At 71.0% G+C, this 23543-nt stretch carries 19 protein-coding genes; 6 read left to right on the top strand and 13 right to left on the bottom strand.

The genetic code is table 11. The annotated features are described in order from the left end of the window. Nucleotides 1-19: 19 nt before the first annotated feature. The 5 genes from ACFVQ0_RS11505 to ACFVQ0_RS11525 all read right to left on the bottom strand — a co-directional run bounded on the left by ACFVQ0_RS11505 (nucleotide 20) and on the right by ACFVQ0_RS11525 (nucleotide 4936). Nucleotides 20-2416 (bottom strand): ABC transporter permease, encoded by a 2397-nt coding sequence (locus ACFVQ0_RS11505; protein ID WP_390086819.1) that lies wholly within the window; start codon nucleotides 2414-2416, stop codon nucleotides 20-22. After that, complete coding sequence (locus ACFVQ0_RS11510; protein ID WP_390086821.1) at nucleotides 2413-3099, bottom strand: ABC transporter ATP-binding protein; 687 nt, start codon at nucleotides 3097-3099, stop codon at nucleotides 2413-2415. Before ACFVQ0_RS11510 ends, ACFVQ0_RS11505 begins: the two co-directional genes overlap by 4 nt. Then, nucleotides 3096-3620: a PadR family transcriptional regulator gene (locus tag ACFVQ0_RS11515; RefSeq protein WP_390086823.1), complete on the bottom strand. Its 525-nt coding sequence runs from the start codon at nucleotides 3618-3620 to the stop codon at nucleotides 3096-3098. The genes ACFVQ0_RS11510 and ACFVQ0_RS11515 overlap by 4 nt, the downstream gene beginning before the upstream one ends. 114 nt (nucleotides 3621-3734) lie before the next feature. Continuing rightward, a complete protein-coding gene (locus ACFVQ0_RS11520; protein WP_390087767.1) occupies nucleotides 3735-3923 on the bottom strand; it encodes a hypothetical protein in 189 nt (62 codons plus the stop codon). 41 nt (nucleotides 3924-3964) lie between these two features. Further along, complete coding sequence (locus ACFVQ0_RS11525) at nucleotides 3965-4936, bottom strand: SPFH domain-containing protein (RefSeq protein ID WP_390086825.1); 972 nt, start codon at nucleotides 4934-4936, stop codon at nucleotides 3965-3967. Nucleotides 4937-5158: 222 nt separating this feature from the next. On the opposite strand from ACFVQ0_RS11525, the gene ACFVQ0_RS11530 reads away from it, so the two are divergent. After that, nucleotides 5159-7453 (top strand): transglycosylase domain-containing protein, encoded by a 2295-nt coding sequence (locus ACFVQ0_RS11530; protein ID WP_390086827.1) that lies wholly within the window; start codon nucleotides 5159-5161, stop codon nucleotides 7451-7453. A gap of 141 nt (nucleotides 7454-7594) precedes the next feature. On the opposite strand, the gene ACFVQ0_RS11535 is transcribed toward ACFVQ0_RS11530, so the two are convergent. The 3 genes from ACFVQ0_RS11535 to ACFVQ0_RS11545 all read right to left on the bottom strand — a co-directional run bounded on the left by ACFVQ0_RS11535 (nucleotide 7595) and on the right by ACFVQ0_RS11545 (nucleotide 12040). Then, entirely contained in the window at nucleotides 7595-9490 is a 1896-nt protein-coding gene (locus tag ACFVQ0_RS11535; protein WP_390086829.1) for a SpoIIE family protein phosphatase, read from the bottom strand. 385 nt (nucleotides 9491-9875) lie between these two features. Next, complete coding sequence (locus ACFVQ0_RS11540; RefSeq protein WP_390086830.1) at nucleotides 9876-10595, bottom strand: DUF402 domain-containing protein; 720 nt, start codon at nucleotides 10593-10595, stop codon at nucleotides 9876-9878. Between the two features lie 41 nt (nucleotides 10596-10636). After that, entirely contained in the window at nucleotides 10637-12040 is a 1404-nt protein-coding gene (locus tag ACFVQ0_RS11545) for a class II fumarate hydratase (RefSeq protein WP_390086832.1), read from the bottom strand. 107 nt (nucleotides 12041-12147) lie between these two features. Here ACFVQ0_RS11545 and ACFVQ0_RS11550 point away from each other — a divergent pair, with 107 nt between their 5' ends. Beyond that, on the top strand, nucleotides 12148-13674 hold the full coding sequence (locus tag ACFVQ0_RS11550) for a ricin-type beta-trefoil lectin domain protein (RefSeq protein ID WP_390086834.1): 1527 nt from the start codon (nucleotides 12148-12150) through the stop codon (nucleotides 13672-13674). A 56-nt stretch (nucleotides 13675-13730) separates the two neighbouring features. Here the strand turns inward: ACFVQ0_RS11550 and ACFVQ0_RS11555 are convergent, their stop codons facing one another. Together ACFVQ0_RS11555 and ACFVQ0_RS11560 are read right to left on the bottom strand one after the other, a co-directional pair. Continuing rightward, nucleotides 13731-15032 carry a M18 family aminopeptidase gene (locus ACFVQ0_RS11555; RefSeq protein WP_390086836.1) on the bottom strand — a complete coding sequence of 434 codons (1302 nt, stop codon included), beginning with the start codon at nucleotides 15030-15032 and terminating at the stop codon, nucleotides 13731-13733. A gap of 298 nt (nucleotides 15033-15330) precedes the next feature. After that, the gene (locus ACFVQ0_RS11560; RefSeq protein WP_390087769.1) at nucleotides 15331-16575 is read right to left on the bottom strand and encodes an MFS transporter; all 1245 of its coding nucleotides are present in this window, start codon (nucleotides 16573-16575) and stop codon (nucleotides 15331-15333) included. 157 nt (nucleotides 16576-16732) lie between these two features. Between ACFVQ0_RS11560 and ACFVQ0_RS11565 the strand changes: the two genes are divergently transcribed. Further along, complete coding sequence (locus ACFVQ0_RS11565) at nucleotides 16733-17761, top strand: LuxR C-terminal-related transcriptional regulator (protein ID WP_390086838.1); 1029 nt, start codon at nucleotides 16733-16735, stop codon at nucleotides 17759-17761. A 40-nt stretch (nucleotides 17762-17801) separates the two neighbouring features. Here ACFVQ0_RS11565 and ACFVQ0_RS11570 read toward each other — a convergent pair whose 3' ends face one another. Then, nucleotides 17802-19469 carry a fumarate hydratase gene (locus ACFVQ0_RS11570; RefSeq protein WP_390086840.1) on the bottom strand — a complete coding sequence of 556 codons (1668 nt, stop codon included), beginning with the start codon at nucleotides 19467-19469 and terminating at the stop codon, nucleotides 17802-17804. Nucleotides 19470-19827: 358 nt separating this feature from the next. Here ACFVQ0_RS11570 and ACFVQ0_RS11575 point away from each other — a divergent pair, with 358 nt between their 5' ends. Both ACFVQ0_RS11575 and ACFVQ0_RS11580 read left to right on the top strand, forming a co-directional pair. Then, nucleotides 19828-20499 (top strand): DUF1707 domain-containing protein, encoded by a 672-nt coding sequence (locus tag ACFVQ0_RS11575; protein WP_390086842.1) that lies wholly within the window; start codon nucleotides 19828-19830, stop codon nucleotides 20497-20499. Between the two features lie 161 nt (nucleotides 20500-20660). Beyond that, the gene (locus tag ACFVQ0_RS11580) at nucleotides 20661-21032 is read left to right on the top strand and encodes a WhiB family transcriptional regulator (protein ID WP_390086844.1); all 372 of its coding nucleotides are present in this window, start codon (nucleotides 20661-20663) and stop codon (nucleotides 21030-21032) included. A 121-nt stretch (nucleotides 21033-21153) separates the two neighbouring features. On the opposite strand, the gene glpX is transcribed toward ACFVQ0_RS11580, so the two are convergent. Next, nucleotides 21154-22185: a class II fructose-bisphosphatase gene (gene glpX / locus ACFVQ0_RS11585; protein WP_390086846.1), complete on the bottom strand. Its 1032-nt coding sequence runs from the start codon at nucleotides 22183-22185 to the stop codon at nucleotides 21154-21156. A gap of 141 nt (nucleotides 22186-22326) precedes the next feature. Here glpX and ACFVQ0_RS11590 point away from each other — a divergent pair, with 141 nt between their 5' ends. Next, nucleotides 22327-22845 (top strand): DUF4245 domain-containing protein, encoded by a 519-nt coding sequence (locus ACFVQ0_RS11590; RefSeq protein WP_390086847.1) that lies wholly within the window; start codon nucleotides 22327-22329, stop codon nucleotides 22843-22845. 99 nt (nucleotides 22846-22944) lie between these two features. On the opposite strand, the gene ACFVQ0_RS11595 is transcribed toward ACFVQ0_RS11590, so the two are convergent. Next, nucleotides 22945-23535, bottom strand: a complete 591-nt coding sequence (locus ACFVQ0_RS11595) for a malonic semialdehyde reductase (RefSeq protein WP_389219408.1) — start codon at nucleotides 23533-23535, stop codon at nucleotides 22945-22947. Nucleotides 23536-23543 lie beyond the last annotated feature (8 nt).

The following is a 23543-nucleotide window of genomic DNA, read 5'->3' on the forward strand; positions in this document are numbered from 1 at the left end:
GAGGCCGTCGCGGCCGGTCCTACTCGCTGCGCAGCCCGCCGGGGCGCATCATGCGCCACAGCGCGGGCAGCGAGAGCAGGGTGACCAGGAGGATGAGGGCCGCGCCCGCGCCCGCCAGCGGCACGAACAGCCACCAGTGGGTCACCTCCTTGCCGACCATCCAGCACAGGGTGGCGCCGAGGGCGAGACCGCCCGCCACCGCCACCGCGAGCCCGATCACCACCGGGACCGCGGTCTGCCACAGCACCGACCAGCCCAGCGTGGTCCGCCGGGTGCCGAACGCGACCAGGACCGACAGCAGCCGCTTGCGCTCCCGCAACTGCTCCAGCTGGGAGACCAGCATGGACGCGGCGATCAGCAGCAGCGTGGCGGTCGCGCCGACCTGGAGGCCGGTCTGGATGCTCGCGTACTGCCGGTCGCGCTCGACCGAGTTGAGGGTGGCCAGACGCATGCCGGGGTCGAGCCGCGCCGCTGTGTTGCGTACGTACTCGGCGGCGTCCGGGACGTCCTCGTCGATGCGGATCTGCGAGATGGTCGAGGCTCCCGGCAGGGTCCGTGCGTCGACGGCTCCCGGAGTGACCAGGATGCCCGAGTGTTCCTCGCCCATCGGGTCGGTCCGGGCCGCGACGGTCGGGGAGTCGGCCGGCAGGGTCCAGCGCACCGTCCTGCTACTGCTGTAGGAGTCGAACTCGACCACCTTGCCCTTGCGGGCGGTCTGGTCGACCCAGTCCGCCTGCCCCTTGTCCTTGGGGTGGGCGACGAAGGTGTCGCCGTCCCGGCAGGACGTGATCCGGGCCAGCTCGCGCAGGGTCGCGCAGTCCCCGACGGTGAACGAGGTGGTGGGCTGGATGTCGTCGTCCTTGTACTTCCCCGGCTTGGTCGCGTACGCCTCGACCGTGCCGATGACCTGGACGACGCCCTTGGTGGCGCGGAACTCCTTGATGCTGTGCAGGGCGGCGTCGCCCCTGACGATCTCGGACTGGCTGTAGAACTGGGCGCGGGACGGGTCCTGGCCGGTCATCCTGTTGAAGTCGTCGTTCATCGCGGCGAACAGCATCTGCAGGGCCACCGCACCGGCCACGGCGACGGTGACACCGCTGACCGCGCGGGAGGCCGCCCCGCTGCTCAGCTGGAGCCGGCGGGTGGCCAGCTGCCAGGGAATCGGTCCGCCGCGCAGCCGCTTGACGCAGGCCTCGACCAGCCAGGGCAGGAGCAGGGCGAGGCCGACCAGGACCAGCACCGCCCCTCCGGCGATCTCGTACGGATTGACGGGGCTGTACTCATCGACCTTGCCGGAGAGCCCGAAGACCGCGAGTCCGGCGACCGGCAGCAGCAGCCGCCACCAGAGGCGGCGCTTGCGGCCCCGGCTGTTGCGTACGACGCCGAGCGGCTCGATGACCACGGAGCGCATGGCTCCCAGGGTGACGAGCACCGCCGTGAGCGGAACCGCGAGGGCGATCACCGCACACAGCCGGGCGTCGGGGGCCAGGTCGGAGGGGAAGGCGCTGGCGTCCCAGACCTCGACGTTGCCGACGAACCGGCGCCCCACCAGGAAGATGGCCAGCCCGATGAGAAGGCCGAGCACCGAGCCGAACAACGCCTCACCGGCCGCGATCCTGCGGGTCATCCGGATGTCCGTACCGACCAGCCGCAGGGCGGCCAGCCGGCGATCGCGGCGGTCGCCGCCGAAGCGCACGGCGGTCGCGATGAAGATGGCCACGGGCGCCAGCAGCACCACGCAGACCATGATGACCAGCACGATGAGCATCGGGGGCAGCGGATCGGACGGCCCCGGGTTGCCGTACCCGGCGATCCGGTGGCCGCCGGAGGCGCTGGTCAGGGTCGAGCTGCCGGCGTAGAACCACAGCTCGTTGGGTGAGCGCAGCCCCGCGTCCGCGATGGTGCCGGTCACCTTGTACGGCAGCCGCTCCCTGAGCAGCGCACTGTCCGGGGAGTCGAGGAGCTTCCCGAGTGCGGGGGAGACCACCATCTCGCCGGGGGCGGGGAGGGCGGGGATGCCCGGCGGGACGACCGGGTGGGCGCCGTCGGCGCGCATGAGGAAGCCCGTGATGGAACGGTCGCGGAACTCGGTGCTCGCCTCGATCCGCAGGACCGAGCTGTCCGACTTCTTCGCCGAGGCGTCGGGGGACTCGGAGATCTTGGTCTCGGAGCGGGCCTGGTCCCGGGCGGACCGTTCGTCGAGCATGTGCGGCACGGAGGACGCGGTGAGCAGCAGGGCCACGCCGATTCCCACGCCGACGGCGGTGAGCAGGGTACGGACCCAGCCCTCGCGGCCGCCGGCGGCGGCGAACCTGATGCCGAGCGCGAGATCACGCAGCCAGGGAGCGGTACGGGAGGGGGCTTCGGGAGGGGGCACCGGACCGGCCGGGGTCCTCTTCTCGTCGAGCAGCGTCATACGGCGTGCTCCATGTCGCGGGCCCGGCCGTCGCGCACGGTGACGTCGCGGTCGGAGTAGGCGGCGACGCGGGCCTCGTGGGTCACCAGGACCACGGCGACACCGGCGGACCTGGCCGCCTCTGTGAGCAGCTGCATGACGCGTTCACCGTTGAGGGAGTCCAGGGCGCCGGTCGGCTCGTCCGCGAAGATCACCTTCGGGGAGGCGGCCAGCGCACGGGCCACGGCGACGCGCTGGCCCTGGCCGCCGGACACCTCGCCGGGGCGCTTGGCGCCGAGGTCGTCGACCTCCAGGCGCTCCATCCACTCCAGGGCGGTGCGCTCGGCGGCCTTGCGCCGGGTGCCGTTCAGCCGGAGCGGCAGGGCGACGTTCTCCACGCAGGTCAGCTCGGGGACGAGCTGGCCGAACTGGAACACGAAGCCGAACTCGCTGCGGCGCAGGGCGCTGCGCTCCGCGTCGGACATCGCGGACAGCTCGCGGCCGGCGTAGGTGATGGTCCCGGAGTCGGGCGTGATGATTCCGGCGAGGCAGTGCAGCAGGGTGGACTTGCCGGATCCGGAGGGGCCCATCACGGCGACGACCTCGCCGGGGTGGACGGAGAAGGAGGCGCCGTCGAGCGCCGGGGTCGAGCCGTAGGTCTTGTGCAGGTCGTGCGCGGTGAGCAGGGAGCCGACGGGGGTCACGGGGCCACCACCTCCGCGAGCTTGTCGAGCCGTGCGGCGGTCAGTTCCAGCCAGCGCAGATCCGCTTCGAGGTGGAACAGGGCGTGATCGCAGATCAGCTGGTCGGCGAGGTCGCCGCGGCGCTTGCGGTCGGTGAGGATCCGCATCAGGCGCAGGTGCTCGGAGCGCTGGGCGTCCAGTACGTCGGCGGCGCTGCGGCCGGTGAGCATGGCCAGCACGACCTTGGTGTACAGGGTCGACTGGAGGTACGGTTCCGGCTTCTCCGGCTGCGCCAGCCAGGCGGCGACATCGGTGATGCCGGCGTCGGTGATGGCGTAGCGCTTGCGCTCCGGGCCGCCGCCGGCCTCCACACCGTCGACCTCCACGAGGCCGTTCTTGAGGAGCCTGGACATGGTCGAGTAGACCTGTCCGTAGTGCAGCGGGCGGTCGTGACCGAACTTCTCGTCGAACGTCCGCTTGAGGTCGTAACCGTGGCGGGGGCCGGACTCAAGGAGCCCGAGCAGGGTGTGGCCGATAGACATGCGGAGCACTGTACACGGTGTGTATACCTGCCGTGTATACCGGCTCCGCCGCCCCTGCGGGGGCCCGTGCCGGGAGACGGGACCGGGGGCCCGGACGTCCGGGCCCCCGGGGGGTCACTGCGTGCCGGGGGCCTTCGGCGGGCGCCCCCGGCGCGGGATCGGCGCCGCCCCGCCCGGCAGCCGCCCCGCCTCCGCGAGGGCCCGCCGCAGCAGGAACTCGATCTGCGCGTTCGCGCTGCGCAGCTCGTCCGACGCCCAGCGCGCCAGCGCGTCGTGTACCGCTGGGTCCAGCCGCAGCAGCATCTGCTTGCGCTGCTGCGGCCCGCGCCGCGGCGGTTGCTCGGTCACTGGTAGAGCGTGCCCGTGTTGAGGACCGGCTGCGCGGCCCGGTCACCGCACAGGACCACCATCAGATTGCTGACCATGGCGGCCTTGCGCTCCGAGTCGAGCTCGACGATGTCCTGCTCGGCGATCCGGGTCAGCGCCATCTCGACCATGCCGACGGCGCCCTCGACGATCTGCTGCCGGGCCGCGACGACCGCGCCGGCCTGCTGGCGCTGGAGCATCGCGGAGGCGATCTCGGGGGCGTACGCGAGGTGGCTGAAGCGGGACTCGATGATCCGGACGCCCGCCGCCTGCACCCGCGCCGTCAGCTCCACGGCCAGCTTCTCGGTGATCTCCTCCGCGTTGCCCCGGAGCGAGAGGCCGCCCTCGTCGTGGGCGTCGTACGGGTACTCGATCGCGATGTGCCGGACGGCCGACTCGGTCTGGGTGGCGACGAACTCCAGGAAGTCGTCGACCTCGAAGAGCGCCTGCGCGGTGTCCTCGACCTTCCAGACGACGATCGCGGCCAGCTCGATCGGGTTGCCGTAGGCGTCGTTGACCTTGAGGACCGCGGTCTCGTGGTTGCGGACGCGGGTGGAGATCTTGCGGCTGGAGGTCAGCGGGTTGATCCAGCGCAGGCCGTCGGAGCGGATCGTGCCCACGTACCGGCCGAAGAGCTGGATGACCCGGGCCTCGCCCGGTGCGACCATCTTCACACCGCCCATGCAGAAGAACGAGGCGATGGCGAGCAGTACCCCGAAGACGCAGACCGGGATGCCGACGCCGTTGTTCCCGTTCGACCCGACGACGCCGCCGACGATGGCGAGACCGACGCCGACGATCACTCCGATCACCGTCAGCAGCAGGCCGATGCCGCCCGGGATGCTGTGCGCCGTCGTCTCCCGGACCTGCGGTTCCGGCATCTGCGGCGCGTCCGGGGTGAGGTCGGCCGACGGCGTGGCGGGCGTGGCCGGGACGTGTGGATCAGTCATGGAATCCCCCGTTTGTGTGGGCTAGCTCAGCGCTAGCAATGTGATTACACATTAACTGATGTGGCAACCCTGCGCACCTCTCATGAGTCGGTTCCCTTGTAAGCGGGTGCTGATTGTCACGTCCGGAAAAGGGTGGATCGTTGGCTTTCTGTCGTTGCCAACGGTGTTAGCTGGCTGGTCCGGGCTGATCCGGTCGAGCAGAGAAGCGGGAGCAACACAGCAATGGGTCGAGCGGATGCGCGACGAGCCCAGCGGCGCGGGTCGCGGCGGGCCGTGAAGAGCGGCGGCATACGCAGACTCTTCACCTGGCGAAAACTTCTGGGCGCGGCCTTCGGGCTCATCCTGCTGGGCATGGGCGCGTTCGCCGTGCTCTACATGGTGGTGCAGGTGCCGGAGGGCAACGCACAGGCCAAGCTCCAGTCCAACGTCTACAAGTACTCCGACGGCACACTGCTGGCCCGTACGGGACAGGTCAACCGGGAGATCGTCAGCCTCGCGGAGGTCCCCAAGGACGTCCAGCGGACCTTCGTGGCCGCGGAGAACAAGTCCTTCTACGACGATCACGGCGTCGACTTCAAGGGCACCGCCCGCGGCCTGGTCAACACCGTTTCCGGCAAGGGCAAGCAGGGTGGCTCGACCATCACCCAGCAGTACGTCAAGAACTACTACCTCGACGCCGACCAGACGGTCTCCCGGAAGCTCAAAGAGCTGGTCATCTCGCTGAAGGTCGACCAGAAGCGCAGCAAGAGCGAGATCCTCGCCGGTTACATCAACACCAGCTACTACGGCCGCGGCGCCTACGGGATCCAGGCCGCGGCACAGGCGTACTACAACAAGGACGCCAAGGACCTGGACGTCGCGGAGGGCGCCTACCTCGCCGCACTGCTCCAGGCGCCGAGCCAGTACGACTGGGCCGTCGCCAGCGACAACGGGAAGGCGCTCGTCAAGGAGCGCTGGAACTACGTCCTGGACAACATGGTCGACCAGCACTGGCTGGACTCGGGCAAGCGCCAGGGGATGAAGTTCAAGATCCCGCAGACCCCGAAGCCGCCGGAGGGGCTCACCGGCCAGAAGGGCTACATCGTCGCCGCGGCGCGTGCGGCGGTGCAGAAGCAGGAGAACATCACCGACGCGCAGTTCGACGCGGGCGGCTGGACGATCACCGTCAACATCGACAAGAAGAAGCAGGCGGAGCTGGAGAAGTCGGTCAAGGCCAAGCTGACCGACAAGCTGGACACCAAGGGGCGCAAGCTCGACCAGGACGTCCAGGCCGGTGCGGTCTCGGTCGACCCGAAGACCGGCGGCGTGCTCGCCATGTACGGCGGACGCGGGCTGACCCAGCACTACATCTCCAACGCCACCCGGCGCGACTACCAGCCCGCCTCCACCTTCAAGCCGGTCATCCTCGCGGCGGCGCTCGACCAGGAGTCGCAGACCCAGGACAACCAGCGGATCACCGCCGACACCCGCTACGACGGCACCAGCAAGCGCCCTGTCGAGGGCAGCGACATCGCGTTCTCACCGGAGAACGAGGACGACCAGGACTACGGCCAGGTCACCGTCCAGACCGCGATGAACAAGTCCATCAACTCCGTCTTCGCGCAGATGGGCGTGGACGTCGGGATGGACCGCGTGATGCAGACCGCGGGCAAGCTCGGCATGGATGTGGAGAAGCTCGACGCGGTGCCGGCCCAGACCCTCGGCTCCATGGGCGCGAGCCCGATGGAGATGGCCGGGGTCTACGCCACCCTCGACAACCACGGCAAGAAGGTCACGCCGCAGATCGTGAAGTCGGCCCAGAAGCAGGGCGAGTCACCGATCGAGCTGCCCGACGCGATCGGAGAACAGGTCATCAAGCGCCAGGCCGCGGACTCCGTGACCTCCGTGCTGACCGGTGTGGTCGACGACGGTACGGCGCGCGAGGCGGTCCGCAACGCGGAGGGACTGGCCGACCAGCAGATCGCGGGCAAGACCGGCACCTCGGACGACAACAAGTCGGCCTGGTTCACCGGCTACACTCCCCGACTGGTCACCTCGGTGGGCCTCTTCGGCGAGGCCGCCTACCCCCGCACGAGTGACGACGGCAAGAAGGTCGGCAAGGGCGCCCAGGTGCCCCTGAAGGGTGCCGGCGGCGGCGGCCGGGTCAACGGTGGCGGTTTCCCCGCCGATATCTGGGCGAGCTTCACCGCCCAGGCGATGGGCGACCCGGGCGAGTTCGACCTGGACACCGACATGGGCGCCGCGGTCACCCCGCCGAGCCCGTCCACCACCCCGAGCCCGACCACCTCGCCCTCGGACGAGGTCTCGCCCTCGGACACGCCGTCCAGCCCGTCCGAGTCGTCCCGTCCGCCGAAGGAGAGCAAGTCCCCGTCGACGCCGCCGGCCTCCCCGTCGGACGACCCGACGAGCGACCCGCCCCCGGACCCGTCGACCGATCCGGACCCCAGCGACTCGGCCGAGGTGCCGGTGGACCCCGGTGGCGACCTGCCGAACGGCGACAACAGCCTGACGCAGTGACGCGCTGATCCGGTCGCCGGAACGACGGAACGGGCGGTGTACGAGGAGGATTCCTCGTACACCGCCCGTTCCGGCGTTCGGCGTTCGGACCGATCACACCGTCCAGGAGATGGCCGGAAATGTTCGGACCGGCCGCCGCTCCTACTGTCCCCGGGTCGGCATCTCGAACCAGACGACCTTGCCCGTCGACAGGCGCGTCGCACCCCACCGCCGGGCCAGCCGGTTCACCAGGAACAGACCGCGGCCGCCCTCGTCCATATCGCGGGCGCGGCGCTGGCGGGGCAGCTGCGGGGAGTCGTCGCCGACCTCGCAGCGCAGGATGTCGGTCCGCAGCAGCCGCAGCGTCACCGGCCGCTCCGCGTACCGCACGGCATTGGTCACCACCTCGCTGACCAGCAGCTCCACCGAGTCCGAGAGATCCTCCAGACCCCAGCGGCTGAGCGCGCGGCGGGCCAGCCTGCGGGCCCGGCCGGGAGCGGCGTCCTCCGGCTCCAGGAACCAGTACGCGACGTCGCTCGGCGCGATCCCGTCGAAGCGGGCGGCGAGCAGCGCGATGTCGTCGTCCCGGTCGCCGGGGCCGAGCATGTCCAGCACGTCGTCGCAGAGGGCCTCCAGCGGCGGCGAGTGGTCGGGCCCGGTCAGCCGGGCGGTGGTGGCCAGCCGTTCGCGCAGCTGCTCGATGCCCGTCCACACGTCCCGGAGCCGCGACTCGACCAGGCCGTCGGTGTAGAGGAGCAGGGTGGCGCCCGCGGGCGCGTCCAGCTCGACGGCCTCGAAGTCCACTCCGCCGACGCCGATCGGGGCCCCCGGCGGTACCCGCAGCACCTCGGCGCGGCCACCGAGATGGAGGAGCACGGGCGGCGGGTGGCCCGCGTTGGCGATGGTGATGCGGTGCGCGACGGGGTCGTACACCGCGTAGAGGCAGGTCGCCATGCGGTCGCTGCCGAGCCGTTGGGCCTGCTCGTCGAGGTGGTGCAGCACCTCCTGCGGCGGCAGGTCGAGCCCGGCCAGGGTCTGCGCGGTGGTGCGCAGCTGGCCCATGATCGCGGCGGAGGTCATGGAGTGGCCCATGACGTCACCGACGACCAGGGCGACCCGGCTGCCGGGCAGCGGGATCGCGTCGTACCAGTCGCCGCCGACCCGGGCCGTCTCCGCGGCAGGCAGATAGCGGGACGCGAGCCGGACCCCGGTGGGCTGCGGCAGCGAGTCGGGCAGCATGGTGCGCTGGAGCTCGTCCGCGATGTAGGCCTCGCGCCCGTAGAGCACCGCCTTGTCGATGCCGAGCGCGGTGTGCGTCGCCAGCTGGGCCGCGACCAGCAGGTCGTTGGCCTCGAACGGCGGGCGTTCGGTGCCGCGCAGGAAGACCGCCGCGCCGATCACCCGGCGCCGGCCGCGCAGCGGGGCCAGGATCGCCCGGTGGCCGGACGGCACGGTGCGCCCGGCGCCGAGCAGCTCGGGCAGGGCGGCACGGGCCGCCGCGGAGTCACCGAAGACCGGCCGCACCCCGCGCAGCACCTCGGCCAGCGCACCGCCGGGCCGGACCTCGCACAGTTCGGCGGCGGGCGTCAGATCGGTCTGCGGATCGATGACGGCCGGCCGGAGCCGCTCGCTCTCCGGCAGCCCGTCGGGGAGTTCGTCGCTCAGCCGCAGCCGGTCGGAGCGGCGCAGCCGCAGCACGAACGGGTGGACGGGGCGCTCGTCGCCGACCGGTAGCGGGTCGCGGAGGTAGACGAGTATGGCGTCGGAGAACGTCGGCACGCTGGCCCGGCACAGGCCCAGCACGATCTCGTCCAGATCTATCCCGCGGGCGATCCGGCGGGTCGCGGCACCCACGAAGCGCAGCCGGTCGCCCTCGCGGCGGGCCGCCGCCTGGGGGTCGGGGCCGGGCGCCGGGCCTGTTCCGGCAGCGGCCGGACCGGGGCCCTTGGCGGGGCCGGGGATGGCAGAGGCGGCATCCCGCTGCCGGGGCCGGGCGCGCTCCTGCGGCCGGGCGGCGAGAGGCTGCCGGCCTTCGTGGGAGGTGGGGTGCTCCGTCACGCTTGGGGTTCCGTCCGTCCGGGCCGGTTGTATGAGGCAATCACCTTGTGGGGCGCTACTGTGCCCCGGCATGAGCGGCAATAACAACGGCTGACACCGCATGCCCCGGAACGCCGGGCCGAAACCGGACGTCCGCGAACGGTGGCGGTGACAACGTTTTCGGCGGTGGAGCGGCGGACAGTGTGCACGTCTCCACCCCCTCGTAGTGGCTCATGCGATGCGGGCAACTCGTGCGACTCATACGACTGATGCGGTCATGAAACGTGCAACCAGTGCGATGACTCGATGATTTACGGTCAGCTCGTCTGCGGCGCCCGGGGGGTGGGGTGGACCGTCCGTCCTCGGGACGATCCTACGTTTGCCCCCCTGGGGTGCATCAAGGGTCTCACGACGGCATGGCGGAGGGGGTACGGTCCCAGTCATCCGGGAGCCGGTCCCAGTCGTCCGGAAGCGCGGGTACCCGCCATCGCGGATCGGGCCGCCAGTCCTCCCAGCCGTCCCGGAACGGCGCCCCCCAGTCGCGGATCACGCCGACCGCCGCGTGCCCCGCCTCCCGCACCCGCCGGGCGGTCGCGGGGGTCATCAGGCCGACCCGCTGGGCCTGCGCGAACTCGTCCTCGTCGCGCCAGAGCCAGCTGCGGTCCGGGTAGACCGAGATGTCCAGGAAGTGGTCCTCGGAGTCGATGCCGCCGGCCCAGCGGGTCCGCGGCTCCTCCAGGTTCACGTACCAGCTGCGGAACTCCCAGCCCTGATCCCAGAACAGCCAGACCGACCACGGCTCGCCGGGCCTGGCCAGCTTCAGCACCCCGTTGCCCAGCCAGGGCGTGCGGGCGGTGGTGCGCGGCGAGGTGTACCGGGTGGCGAGCGGCTCCGCGTGCACGTCGGTGCCGTCCACCAGGACCGGCTTCACGCACTCGGTGCCGGGCGCCACCCAGACGGCGAGCAGGTCCTCGGTGTCCCGCACCACGGTGACGGGCCGGCAGATGTGCACCGGGTTGGGCACCGGGCCGGGCGCGGGACCGTGCCGCAGCGGTCCGTTGCCGCGGTAGCGCCACAGGATCTGATCACCCGGCGCCCAGCGCTCGGTCTCTCCGGTACCTGTCATGGAGAGATCCTAGAGGGACCGGAGACCAGGGGCGGTGCGCGTCACGGGCGGGTCATCCGCAGTACGTCCAGCGCCTCGTCCAGCTGCTCCACGGTGAGGTCCCCGCGCTCGACGTAACCCGAGGCCAGCACCACCTCGCGGATCGTCCTGCGCTCGGCCAGGGACTTCTTGGCGACCTTGGCGGCCCCCTCGTACCCGATGTACTTGTTCAGCGGGGTGACGACGGACGGCGAGGACTCCGCGTACTCCCTGGCCCGCTCCACGTTCGCGGTGATGCCGTCGACCGTGCGGTCCGCGAGCAGCCGGGAGACGTTCGCGAGCAGCCGGACCGACTCCAGCAGGTTCTTCGCGATGACCGGGAGCATCACGTTCAGCTCGAAGTTGCCCGCGGCGCCCGCCGCTGCGACCGTCGCGTCGTTCCCCGTCACCTGGGCGGCGACCATCAGCACCGCCTCCGGAATGACCGGATTGACCTTCCCGGGCATGATCGACGAGCCCGGCTGGAGGTCGGGCAGGCTGATCTCGGCCAGTCCGGTGCGCGGCCCGGAGGCCATCCAGCGCAGGTCGTTGGAGATCTTGGTGAGCGAGACCCCGATGGTACGGAGCTGGCCGGACGTCTCCACCAGGCCGTCCCGCGCGCCCTGCGCCTCGAAGTGGTCGCGGGCCTCGGTGAGCGGCAGCCCGGTGACGCGGGCGACCTCCGCGATCACCGCGGCCGAGAAGCCGGGCGGGGTGTTGATGCCGGTGCCGACCGCCGTGCCGCCCAGCGGCAGCTCCGCGAGGCGGGGGAGCGAGGAGTGCAGCCGCTCGATGCCGTAGCGGATCTGCGCGGCGTACCCGCCGAACTCCTGGCCCAGGGTCACCGGCGTCGCGTCCATCAGGTGCGTGCGGCCCGACTTCACGACCGTCGCGAACTCGGCGGACTTGCGCTCCAGGGCGGCCGCGAGGTGGTCCAGGGCGGGGATCAGCTCGCCGGTCACCGCGCCCGTCGCGGCGATGTGGATGGAGGACGGGAAGACGTCGTTGGAGGACTGCGAGGCGTTGACGTGGTCGTTGGGATGGACGTCACGGCCCAGCCGCTCGGTGGCGAGGGTGGCCAGCACCTCGTTGGTGTTCATGTTCGACGAGGTGCCCGAGCCGGTCTGGAAGACGTCGATCGGGAAGTGCGCGTCCCAGCGGCCCTCGGCGACCTCGGCCGCCGCGTCCTGGATGGCCCGCGCGATCTCCGGGTCGACCACCTTGAGCTCGGCGTTCACCTTGGCGGCGGCGCCCTTGATGCGGGCGAGCGCCTCGATGTGGGCCCGCTCCAGGCGCTGCCCGGAGATCGGGAAGTTCTCCACGGCGCGCTGCGTCTGGGCCCGCCACTTGGCGTCCGCGGGGACCTTCACCTCGCCCATCGAATCGTGCTCGATGCGGTGCTTTCCACCTGTAGTGACGTCGTTCACTCCGGTTCAACCTCCTGAAAAAGATGAGCACTTGTCTTGTTCTATGTATTCCCAAGTCGCCTACCGACCAGTAAATACCGTGGGTAACAACAAACTCGGGAGGCGCAATGAGGCGCACAAGGTTCAGACTCCGCTGTACCGTCGCGGCCGTCGCCGCCACGGCGGCGGCCCTGGGCGGGATGGCCGCCACCGCAGGTCCGGCGGCCGCGGCGCAGTCCGCCACCACCACTACCGCATCCACCCCGCTGTCGCCCGAACTGGAGGCCATCCGCGCCGCGGAAGCCACCCGGCTGTACGGCGACCCGGCCGAGCGCCCGCTCGCGCAGCGCAAGACCGGGCTGATCTCGCTCGGCGACAGCGAGATCTCGGGCGAGGGCGTCGGCACGTACGAGGCGGGCACCAACGGCCCCGACAACTGGTGCCACCGCTCGCCCGACTCCGCCATCCACCGCACCGGCATCCCGGCCGACGTCACGTACAACGTCTCCTGCTCCGGCGCGTACACCGGCAACATCGTCATCGGCGGTTCGAAGCAGTACGCCGACGAGCTGGTGCAGAGCGACAACCTCGCCATCAAGGCGCGCAACACCCGCATCAAGATGGTCGTGCTGGTGGCCGGTGCCAATGACGACCTCCAGTTCGGTCCGGTCATGACGGACTGCGTCGAGCGCTGGGTCCTCATCCAGGGCACCTGCGAGCCCAAGTACTCCGGCGGCTGGCAGGCCCGCGTCGACGGACTCGTCCCCAAGGTCGAGAAGACCGTGGGCGACCTGCGCACCGTCATGTCGAACGCGGGATACGCCAACAGCGACTACAAGCTCGTCGTCATGGGCTACCCGAGCCCGATCGGACCCGACTTCTACGACAACCCCAACTTCCCCGGCAAGCTTCCCGGCGGCTGCGCCGGATACGACTCCGACGCCGCCTGGGGCCGTAACACCGCCGTTCCCGCCTTCGAGCGCGGCATGCGCAAGGCGGCCGCCGACACCGGAGCCGTCTACCTCGACAACTCCCGGCTCTTCCACGGCCACGAGGTGTGCAGCGAGTCGACCTGGGCCCGCGGCCTCTTCATCGACCTGTCGCACTTCCCGCCGGACTCCAACTCCCTGCGGCAGTCCTTCCACCCGAACGCGGCGGGCCACGGAGCCTTCGCCTCCTGCCTGACCCAGATCTACAACTCGGGGCTGCGCGAGGCGAGCTGCGCCGACCCGGCCAGCACCGGCACCCCCGTGCTGCAGCCCGCCGCCTGGGACGACGTCTTCAAGCCGCTGACCAACGCCTCCACCGGCGCCTGTCTGGACGTCCCCGCCTCCGTCACCCGTAACAACACCGGGGTGACCGGCTGGGACTGCCACGGCGGCCGCAACCAGGACTGGTGGTACGACTCGGGCACGCGGACCGTCCGTACGGCTCTGAGCCACGACCGCTGCCTGGACGTACCGGGCGCGAAGTACACGGCGGGCGCCGCCCTCATCCTCTACAACTGCTCGGGCGCCGCCAACCAGCGGTTCGTCCGGCAGTCGGGCACCCTGAGCCCGGCCGCCGCCACGGGGCTGTGCGCGACGCTGGCGGGCGCGCACGACCCGCTGAGGCTCCAGCCCTGCGACGGGAGCGCGAGCCAGCGCTTCGCGTAGACCGGGGTCCGCGGGCGCGGGGAGGGGCGGTACGCGGTCCCTCCCCGCGCTCCGGGTCAGCCGGCCGTCACGAACGCGCCCAGGATCGCCGCCAGGTGGCCCGGGTCCTCTGCCCCGCACAGCTCGCGCGCCGAGTGCATCGACAGCCCGGGTACCCCCACGTCCACGGTCGGGACACCCAGCCGGGCCGCGGTGAGCGGGCCGATCGACGTACCGCACGGCATCGCGTTGTTCGAGACGAACGGCTGCCACGGGGCGCCCGCCCGCTCGCAGGCCGCAGCGAACACCGCGATGCCGGTCGAGTCGGTGGCGTAGCGCTGGTTGACGTTGACCTTGACCGTGGGGCCGCTGTTGGGCAGCGGGTGGTGGTCCGGGTCGTGCCGCTCCGCGTAGTTGGGGTGCACGGCGTGCGCCATGTCCGCCGAGAGGCAGAAGGCACCGGCCAGCGCCCGCGACCAGTCCTCCGGGCTGCCGCCGCGCGCGCTGACCGAACGGCTCAGGACGCGCTCCAGCAGCGGGCTCTGGGCACCCGTGTCGGAGCCGCTGCCGACCTCCTCGTGGTCGAAGGCCGCCAGGACCGGGATGTACCCGGGCTCCCCGGCCGCCGTCGTCGCGGCCGCCAGCGCCGTGACACCGGCGTGCACCGAGATCAGGTTGTCCAGCCGGGAGGAGACCACGAACTCCCGCTCCGCGCCCAGGTATCCGGGCGGCTGGATGTCGTGGAGCATCAGGTCCCAGCCCAGCACCTCGTCCGGCTCCGCCTCCGCCGCCGCCGCGACCCGGCGCAGCAGCGCCCCCTCCTGCGCGGCGCCGAGCGACCAGACCGGGGCGATGTGGCGCTGCGGGTCCAGGGCCAGGCCCTCGTTGACGGACCGGTCCAGGTGGATGGCCAGCTGGGGCACCCGCAGGAGCGGTTCGTCGATCTGGACGAGCCGGGAGTCGGTCGTGGAGCCGGGGCCGCGCAGGGCGAGCCGTCCGGAGATGCCCAGGTCCCGGTCGAGCCAGGTGTTGAGCGGGACCCCGCCGTAGATCTCCACCGCGATCTGCCGCCAGCCGGCGGAGCCGGTGTCGGGGGTGGGCTTGATCCGCAGGTTCGGCGAGTCGGTGTGGGTGCCGATGATCCGGAACGGGGTGTGGGCGGGGGTGCCCTCGGGCGCGTACCAGGCGATCAGCGCGCCGCCCCGGAGGACGAAGCTGCCGCCCGTGGTGCCCGTCCAGTCGTCCGTGCCGCGCAGTTCACGGAAGCCGGCCTTCTCCAGCCGCTGCGCGGCGCTCGCGACGGCGTGGTACGGGGAGGGGCTCGCCCTGATGAAGGAGAGCAGATCGTCGACGTGGCTGCGGTGCTGGACCGGCGTCATGCGGTCTCCGCCTTTCCGGTGTGGGACGTGAGGGTGTTTCGGCGTAAGGGTGTTCGGGCGTGAAGGCGTTCTGCCGGGTCGCGCGGCGGCGTCCGCACCGGGCGGCAGGGCGGCACGGTCGGGCGGGACGGGTTCTCCCGCGAGGCGGACAACTCACCGCACCGGCCGGGCACCTCGCAAGCCCGGCCTGCGGCCCGCTGCGCGAATGCGGCGGTGCGGCGCGGGTGTCCGCAGCCGGTGGCCCCGACGGTGGCGCTGTACGGCCCGTCGCGGATTTGGCTGAATTCAGCCGTACGGGTCACTGGGTCGTCGGGCCGGACGAAGAGGTGCGCAGGCCCGCGACCCGGATCAGGAACACCGCGGCGAACACGATCGCGGCGCCGTGGGACCAGCCGACGACCGTCAGCGGGGTGTAGTGGTCGAGCGCCGCCGCGACCAGGATCATCCCGGCGCCGAACCCGAGGTTCTCCACCGTGGCGGAGAGCCCGAAGGCGTGCGCGCGCAGCCCGGCCGGCAGGGTCTGCAGATGCGAGGTGTACGAGACCTCCGTGAGCCCGTCGGCGGCCCCCGCCACCAGCGCGATCACGGCCGTGGCCACCATCGGGAACCCCGCGAAGGCCAGGATGAACGACGCCGACATGAGGCAGGTGCCCCAGCCGAAGCCCAGCGCCCCCACGGACCGGCCGGTGCGGCGCGCGTACCGCTGGATCAGCTGCTGCACCACGATGTTGCCGAGCGCCCACAGGCACCAGAAGGCGCTGACGAACACGGCGGGGCGCGCGTCGTCCAGCTCGCTGGAGTAGACCGGGAGCGCCGCGTTGTGCGAGGACGAGCCCAGCGCGTCCACACCCCGCAGCACCACCATCAGCGCCAGACCGGGCGCGGCGGCCAGGGCGGCGAGCGCGACGGGCCCGCGCCGACGGGCGGGCGCACCCTCCGCCCCCGGTGCGGCGGCGGACGCCGCGTCCGGCACCGGCCGTCCCCGGTTCCCGCTTCCGTCGCGCCCCTTGCCGCCACCCGGGATGGGCAGCAGGGCCACCGTCACCGCGCAGACCGCGAAGGTGGCCGTGTCCACGACGAACGCGGCGGTGTACCCGACGAGCGAGACGACGACGCCCGCAGAGGCGAAACCCGCCACCATGGCCAGTGAACGACCGGTGATCGACAGGGAGTTGGCCCATGAGCGGCGGTCCTCGCCGACCAGCTCTGGAATGGAGCTGCGCAGGGACACCATGAACAGGGTCCCGCAGGAGCCGACCACCACGGAGACCGCGATCAGTGCGGCCGTCCGCAGCCCGTCCGGCGCGAGCACCAGCAGCAGCATCACCGACGCCTGCGCGATATTCGTCCAGAGCATCACGCTCTTCGCGGTGAATCGGGCGAGCAGACCGCCTGCCGTCAGCCCGGCGGCAAATCCGGACGCCAGTCGCACGGCCATGAACAGCCCCATGGCGAGAGCCCGTCCGGTCGTCTCATAGACGAACAGATTGAGCGCCACCATATTCAGGAAGGTGCCGTACGAGGAGATGGCGTAGCCGGCCACCAGGAATCGATAACGCCGCACTCCGTACCGCGAGTCGGCCGATTCGGCGCTCGGCCGGCTGAGGGTGTTGTCGGGGCCGGGCGTCACCCGTTCATAGTCGCCGAACCGTCGAACTCCCCGCCGTCATCCCTTGTGTACAAAGGTAATCTGCATACTTGTGAAGGACGATCATTCCAGCCCACCGGCATGCGATTGCCGCGAATCGTCGGCGGCCGGCACCGCACGGGGCGGGGCCGGGACCGGGGCCGGCCCGGAACACCCCTGCGAGAGCGCGCTCGCGACGTACCGGCGCGCACTGGTGGCCGGATCTCTACCGCAGGACGAGGTGGCCGGCTGCCTGCGGGACCTGCATCTGATGGTGGCCGACCGGGGCTCACCGGGATTCATGATCCCCGTGCCACCGGAGACCGCGTCCTACACCGCGCTCGCCCCGCTCCGGGAGGAGCTCCTCGAACGCCGCCGCGCGCTGCGCGCCACCCGCGCCGCGCTCTCCGTCTTCGAGACCCTGTACGCGGACGTGCGCCGCAGCGAACAGCCCGCGCTCACCCGGCTGTCCGGGGAGGCCGTCATCAGCAGGGCGCTGGAGGCCGGGGTGGGCGGCTGCCGGGAACAGGTCCGCACCGCACAACCCGGCGGCAGCCGCCCGGCACGCGTGCTCCAGGAGGCACTGACCAGGGACCTGAGCAACCTGCGGCGGGGCATCCGGCAGCGGACGATCTACCAGCACACCGTCCGCTCGGACCGTACGACCCTCGCGTACATCGAGCAGGTGACCGCTGCGGGAGCGGAGGTCAGGACGCTCGCGGAGGTGGTCGACCGGGTGATCGTGTTCGACCGGGACCTGGCGTTCGTCCCGTTCTCCGACGAACCGCACCACGCCCTGCGCGTCCAGCACCCGTCACTGGTGCGGTTCCTGGCCCGCGCCTTCGACGAGGCCTGGGCCCGCGCGGTGCCGGTCCGCCCGGAGCGGGCGCCGCTGCGCACCCCCGTCGTCACGTCCGACCTGCAACGCGCCATCCTGCGGGCGGTGGTCAACGGCGAGACGGACGCCTCGATAGCCCGCCGGATCGGGATGAGCCGCCGCAGCGTGGCCGAGCACATGCGGAAGGTCTCCGAGCAGCTCGGCAGCACCAGCCGGGCCCAACTCGGCTACCTGGTCGCGACATCGGGGCTGCTCGACGGCTGAGGGGACCGCCCCGCCGGGCGGCCCCCCACGCTTACGTCCGTCAGGCGAGGCCGGGGCCGCGCACCGGGATGCTGGTGAACGTCGGGGCCGGGGCCGGCTCGGTGAAGAAGTCGTTGCCCTTGTCGTCCACGACGACGAACGCCGGGAAGTCCTCGACCTCGATCTTCCAGACCGCCTCCATGCCGAGCTCCTCGTACTCGACGACCTCGACCTTCTTGATGCAGTCCTGCGCGAGGCGCGCCGCGGGGCCGCCGATCGAGCCGAGGTAGAAGCCGCCGTGCGCGTCGCACGCGTCGGTGACCTGCTTGGACCGGTTGCCCTTCGCCAGCATCACCTTGGAGCCGCCCGCCGCCTGGAACTGCGCGACGTAGCTGTCCATCCGCCCGGCGGTCGTCGGACCGAACGAACCGGAGGCGTACCCCTCGGGCGTCTTCGCCGGGCCCGCGTAGTAGACCGGGTGGTCCTTCAGGTACTGCGGCATGTCCTCGCCCGCGTCGAGGCGCTCCTTGATCTTGGCGTGCGCGATGTCGCGCGCCACGACCAGCGGGCCGGTCAGCGAGAGCCGGGTCTTGACGGGGTACTTGGTCAGCTCGGCGAGGATCTCGTCCATCGGGCGGTTGAGGTCGATGCGTACGACGTCACCCGCCTCGTCCAGGTGCTCGTCGGTGGTGTCGGGGAGGAAGCGCGCCGGGTCCTTCTCCAGCTGCTCCAGGAAGACGCCCTCCGCGGTGATCTTCGCGGTGGCCTGGCGGTCGGCCGAGCAGGACACGGCGATCGCGACGGGCAGCGAGGCGCCGTGCCGGGGCAGGCGCACCACGCGCACGTCGTGGCAGAAGTACTTGCCGCCGAACTGCGCCCCGATGCCGATCTTCTGCGTCAGCTCGAAGACCTTCTCCTCCAGCTCCTTGTCCCGGAAGCCGTGACCGGTGGGGGAGCCCTCGGCAGGCAGCTCGTCCAGGTAGTGCGCGGAGGCGTACTTCGCGGTCTTCATCGCGAACTCGGCCGACGTACCGCCGACCACGATCGCCAGGTGGTACGGCGGGCAGGCCGCCGTCCCCAGGGAGCGGATCTTCTCCTCCAGGAACTTCATCATGGAGGCCTCGTTGAGGACCGCCTTGGTCTCCTGGAAGAGGAACGACTTGTTGGCCGAGCCGCCGCCCTTGGCCATGAAGAGGAACTTGTACGCGCCGCCGTCGGTCGCGTACAGCTCGATCTGGGCCGGGAGGTTGGAGCCGGTGTTCTTCTCGTCCCACATGTTCAGCGGGGCCATCTGCGAGTAGCGCAGGTTGAGCTTGGTGTACGCGTCGAAGATGCCGTGCGACAGCGCCTCCTCGTCACCGCCCTCGGTGAGCACGTTCTGCCCGCGCTTGCCCATGACGATCGCGGTGCCGGTGTCCTGGCACATCGGCAGCACGCCCGCCGCGGCGATGTTCGCGTTCTTCAGCAGGTCGAGCGCGACGAACTTGTCGTTGGACGAGGCCTCGGGGTCGTCCACGATCCGCCGCAGCTGCGCCAGGTGCGCGGGCCGCAGGTAGTGCGAGATATCGTGCATGGCCTCCGCGGCCAGGGTGCGCAGCGCCGCCGGATCGACCTTGAGGAACGTACGGCCGTCGGCCTCGAAGGTGGAGACACCCTCGGAGGTGACCAGACGATACGGCGTGGTGTCCTCTCCCAGGGGGAGCAGATCGGAGTACGCAAACTCTGGCATTACGGCCATTCCTCACTCGGTGACAGCGGCTGCCCTCCCTTGGGCAGCGCACCCACCAGGGTAGGACCCCGCAGGAGCGGTGAGCCTGTGAGGTAAGGCTCACCCAGAGGGACCCGACGCGGCGGTGCCTCACGCCCCGCCGTCACCGCCCAAGGCCTAGGGTCTGTCCGGCGGATCATGGCCGGGGTCACGGTGTCTGGCACGGCACCTCGCCGCGTTACCGAAACGCCCTAATCGCTCCGCGATGAGGACGCTCCGGCGCCTTGCGATGCACCGCACCAGACACCGCGCCCTTTCCGACCCTGATCCGCCGGACAGACCCTAGTCGCGATCTATCGCGTTTGGGTACGCTGGGCCGGTGGACCTCGAAAAGCACCCCCAGCAGCCCACCGCACCGGCGGAACCCGACGTCATCCGCGCCTCGGACGCCGACCGCGACCGGATCGCGGACATCCTGCGGGAAGCCATGGCCGAGGGCCGGCTGACCGCGGAGGAGCACGGCGAGCGGGTCGACGCGGTCTACCGCGCCAAGACCGTCGGTGAACTGGAGCCGCTGGTACGGGACCTGCCCGCGCCGGGCGGCGCGGCAGCCAGGCCCGCCGCCGCCACGTCGTACGCGCACGGCCCGGGGGAGGCGGCGGGTCCGGCCGAGAACCTGGTCGCGGTCTTCAGCAGCTCCACCCGCAGGGGGCGCTGGCGGGTCGGCGGCCGGACGAACGCGTTCTCGTTGTTCGGCAGTGTGGAGATCGATCTGACCGAGGCGCTTTTCGGACAGCGTCTGACCGTGATCAACGCGACCTCCATCTTCGGCAGTGTCGAGATCCGGGTCCCGGAGAACATCTCGCTGCGCGGCAGCGGAACGGGAATCTTCGGGAATTTCGAAGTCGTGACTCTGGAATCCGGGGATCCGGAGGCGCCCGTGGTGGTGGTCAACGGTTATTCGGTGTTCGGCAGCGTCGAGGCAAAGCCCAAGCGCGGCAAGTTCATTACGGATCTCCAGGACCGGTTGCGCAAACACCTCGGTCAGTGACGGAGAGGCGGGCGCGGGAGGAACGGATTTCAGCCGAAATCGAGATCGACCGCAATTCCGTGGACCGGACCTGAGTGCCACTCAGTGCATAGGCGCGCGCACAGCGGGTAGGGAGAGCTGCATCGTCTTCTCGCCCGCGAAGCCGTCGTCAGGAGTGGACCGTGCTGCAACTGCCGCATCAGCCCCTGCAGGTCGCCGCCGTGCCTTCCCAGCGGAATCCCGCTCGGGAGGATCAGGCAGGCCCCTGGCATTCGGAGGCGGTGTGCCGCCGGGACGAAGCCGGGCTGTTCTTCGCCCCGTCGAAGGAGCCGACCGCTGCCAGGCTCTCGCGCGAGGAGTCCGCGAAGCGGGTCTGCGCGCGCTGTCCGGTGATGGTCGAGTGCCGGGAACACGCCCTGGTGCAGCCCGAGCCGTACGGGGTGTGGGGCGGTCTCACGGCCGCCGAGCGCCGCGTGGCCCTCGCCCGCCGCCGCCGGCGGGAGGCCGAGCTCAAGGCGTCCGGCGCGGCCGGGCACATCGCCGCCGCGGGCTGAGGGCACACCGCGTCCGTACACACGCGTATCCGTACGCGCATGACGCCGTACACACGTGAAGGGGCGCCCCCACCGCACATGGGGGGCGCCCCTTCACGTGAACGGGCCGACGGGCCCCAGGTCACTTCGCCCGGTCGAAGTCGATCGCGCTGTAGGCCCGCAGCTTCGACAGCCGGTGGGTCGAGTCGATCTTCCGGATGGTGCCCGACTTGGACCGCATCACGATCGACTCGGTGGTCGCCGTCTCCGCGCGGTACCGCACGCCGCGCATGAGTTCGCCGTCCGTGATGCCGGTCGCCACGAAGAACACGTTGTCGCCGCTGACCAGGTCGTCCGTGGACAGCACCCGGTCCAGGTCGTGCCCGGCGTCCAGCGCGCGCTGGCGCTCGGCCGCGTCCTTCGGCCAGAGCTTGCCCTGGATGACACCGCCGAGGCACTTTATGGCGCAGGCCGAGATGATGCCCTCGGGCGTGCCGCCGATCCCCATCAGCAGGTCGACGCCGGTGCCGTCGCGGGCGGCCATGATGGAGCCCGCGACATCCCCGTCGGAGATGAACTTGATCCGTGCGCCGGTCTCCCGGATCTCCTTGACGATGCCCTCGTGGCGCGGGCGGTCCAGGATGACGACGGTGACGTCCTCCGGGGTGGAGTTCTTCGCCTTCGCGACCCGCCGGATGTTCACCGAGACGGGGGCGTTGATGTCGACGAAGTCGGCCGCCTCCGGCCCGGTGACCAGCTTGTCCATGTAGAAGACCGCGGACGGGTCGAACATCGCGCCCCGGTCGGCGGCGGCCAGTACGGCGATGGCGTTCGGCATGCCCTTGGCGTTCAGGGTCGTGCCGTCGATCGGGTCGACGGCGATGTCGACCTCGGCGCCGGTGCCGTCACCGACCCGTTCGCCGTTGAACAGCATGGGGGCTTCGTCCTTCTCGCCTTCACCGATGACGACGATGCCGTTCATCGACACGGTGGAGACGAGGGTCCGCATGGCCTTCACGGCGGCGCCGTCGGCGCCGATCTTGTCCCCGCGGCCGACCCAGCGCCCGGCGGCCATGGCGGCGGCCTCTGTGACCCGGACGAGCTCCAGGGCGAGGTTGCGGTCGGGGGCCTCCGGGGAGACCTCCAGCTGGGACGGCAGATGATGCTCGGACATCGGAGCGCACCTTTCTGTACGACGACGACCGGATGAGGGTGATGTGACTCTATCGTCAGGTCGATAAAATGAGCAGACCGGGTCACTTATGAGCGGGCGCCCCCGGTTCGGCCGGGCGGGGGCTGATGCGACGATGGACCCGTGGCAAGCAAGCGAGGCAAGCAGACAGTGCGGGACATGTTCCTGTCGTTGGCGGTGATCGCCGCCGTGGCGGGGGTCGTCTACATCTTCGTCCCGCACGACGAGAATGCCGATCCGGTGAAGGCGGTCGACTACCGTGTCGAGCTCCTGACCGCGCGGCGCGCGGCTCCCTACCCGGTGGCGGCCCCCAGCGGTCTGGCGCAGAAGTGGAAGCCGACCTCCGTCAGGTACGAGAGCGAGGCCGGCAACAGCTGGCACCTGGGCTTCCTCGATCCGGACGGCGGGTACGTCGCGGTGGAGCAGTCCACGTCCCCGGCGAAGAAGTACATCACCGACGTCAGCCAGAACGCGAAGAACACCGGCCGCACCCAGCAGGTCGCCGGTGAGTCCTGGCAGCACTGGGAGGGCCCGAAGTACGACGCCCTCGTGCGCGAGGACAAGGGGGCGACCACGGTCGTCACCGGCTCCGCTTCGCCGGAGCGGCTGGCGGAGATGGCTGCCGCGCTCAAGACCTCCTGACGCCTTCGGGGGCGTACGGAAACGGGAGAGTCCCCGGAGCGGTGCTCCGGGGACTCTCCCGTGTGTCCGTTTCGGCCGGAAGTGTTCGGCCGGTGCGGCTCAGACGCTCTTGATGACCTCGTCGTAGGCCAGGCGCGGCAGACGCGGGAACCAGGCGTCCTCGCCCGGCTTGCCGATGTTGACGACCATCAGCACGTTGTGGTCGCCGTCCAGGAACTCCTTCTCGATGCCCGCGGCGTCGTAGCCGGTCATCGGGCCGGCGGCCAGGCCGGCGGCGCGGACGCCGATGATGAAGTAGGCGGCCTGCAGCGCGCCGTTCAGCGCGGCGGCGGACTCGCGGACCGGGCGCTCGGAGAAGAACGCGTCCTTGGCCTGCGGGAAGTGCGGGAGCAGCGCCGGGAGCTCCTCGTGGAACTCGTTGTCGGTGGCCAGGATCGCGACCAGCGGGGCGGTCGAGGTCTTGGGCTGGTTGCCCTCGGCCATGTGCTGGACGAGGCGCGCGCGGGCGTCGTCCGAGCGGACCAGGACGACGCGCAGCGGCGACTGGTTGAACGCGGTCGGGCCGTACTTGACCAGGTCGTAGATCGCCTGGACCTGCTCCTCGGTCACCGGCTCGTCGGTGAAGGTGTTGGCGGTGCGGGCCTCGCGGAAGAGGAGGTCCTGGGCGGCGGGGTCAAGAACGAGGGACATCTTGCGTA

Origin of the sequence: Streptomyces sp. NPDC057900 (assembly GCF_042887885.1) — a bacterium.
GTDB lineage: Bacteria > Actinomycetota > Actinomycetes > Streptomycetales > Streptomycetaceae > Streptomyces.

Bases quoted from the DNA above. Each gene is read 5' to 3' on its own strand.
- ACFVQ0_RS11540 (WP_390086830.1), bottom strand. From the start codon at position 10,595: ATGACAGGTACCGGAGAGACCGAGCGCTGGGCGCCGGGTGATCAGATC.
- ACFVQ0_RS11570 (WP_390086840.1), bottom strand. From the start codon at position 19,469: ATGCCAGAGTTTGCGTACTCCGATCTGCTCCCCCTGGGAGAGGACACC.
- glpX (WP_390086846.1), bottom strand. From the start codon at position 22,185: ATGTCCGAGCATCATCTGCCGTCCCAGCTGGAGGTCTCCCCGGAGGCC.
- ACFVQ0_RS11555 (WP_390086836.1), bottom strand. From the start codon at position 15,032: ATGACGCCGGTCCAGCACCGCAGCCACGTCGACGATCTGCTCTCCTTC.
- ACFVQ0_RS11525 (WP_390086825.1), bottom strand. From the start codon at position 4,936: ATGACTGATCCACACGTCCCGGCCACGCCCGCCACGCCGTCGGCCGAC.
- ACFVQ0_RS11520 (WP_390087767.1), bottom strand. From the start codon at position 3,923: ATGCTGCTGCGGCTGGACCCAGCGGTACACGACGCGCTGGCGCGCTGG.
- ACFVQ0_RS11595 (WP_389219408.1), bottom strand. From the start codon at position 23,535: ATGTCCCTCGTTCTTGACCCCGCCGCCCAGGACCTCCTCTTCCGCGAG.
- ACFVQ0_RS11530 (WP_390086827.1), top strand. From the start codon at position 5,159: ATGGGTCGAGCGGATGCGCGACGAGCCCAGCGGCGCGGGTCGCGGCGG.
- ACFVQ0_RS11550 (WP_390086834.1), top strand. From the start codon at position 12,148: ATGAGGCGCACAAGGTTCAGACTCCGCTGTACCGTCGCGGCCGTCGCC.
- ACFVQ0_RS11505 (WP_390086819.1), bottom strand. From the start codon at position 2,416: ATGACGCTGCTCGACGAGAAGAGGACCCCGGCCGGTCCGGTGCCCCCT.
- ACFVQ0_RS11515 (WP_390086823.1), bottom strand. From the start codon at position 3,620: ATGTCTATCGGCCACACCCTGCTCGGGCTCCTTGAGTCCGGCCCCCGC.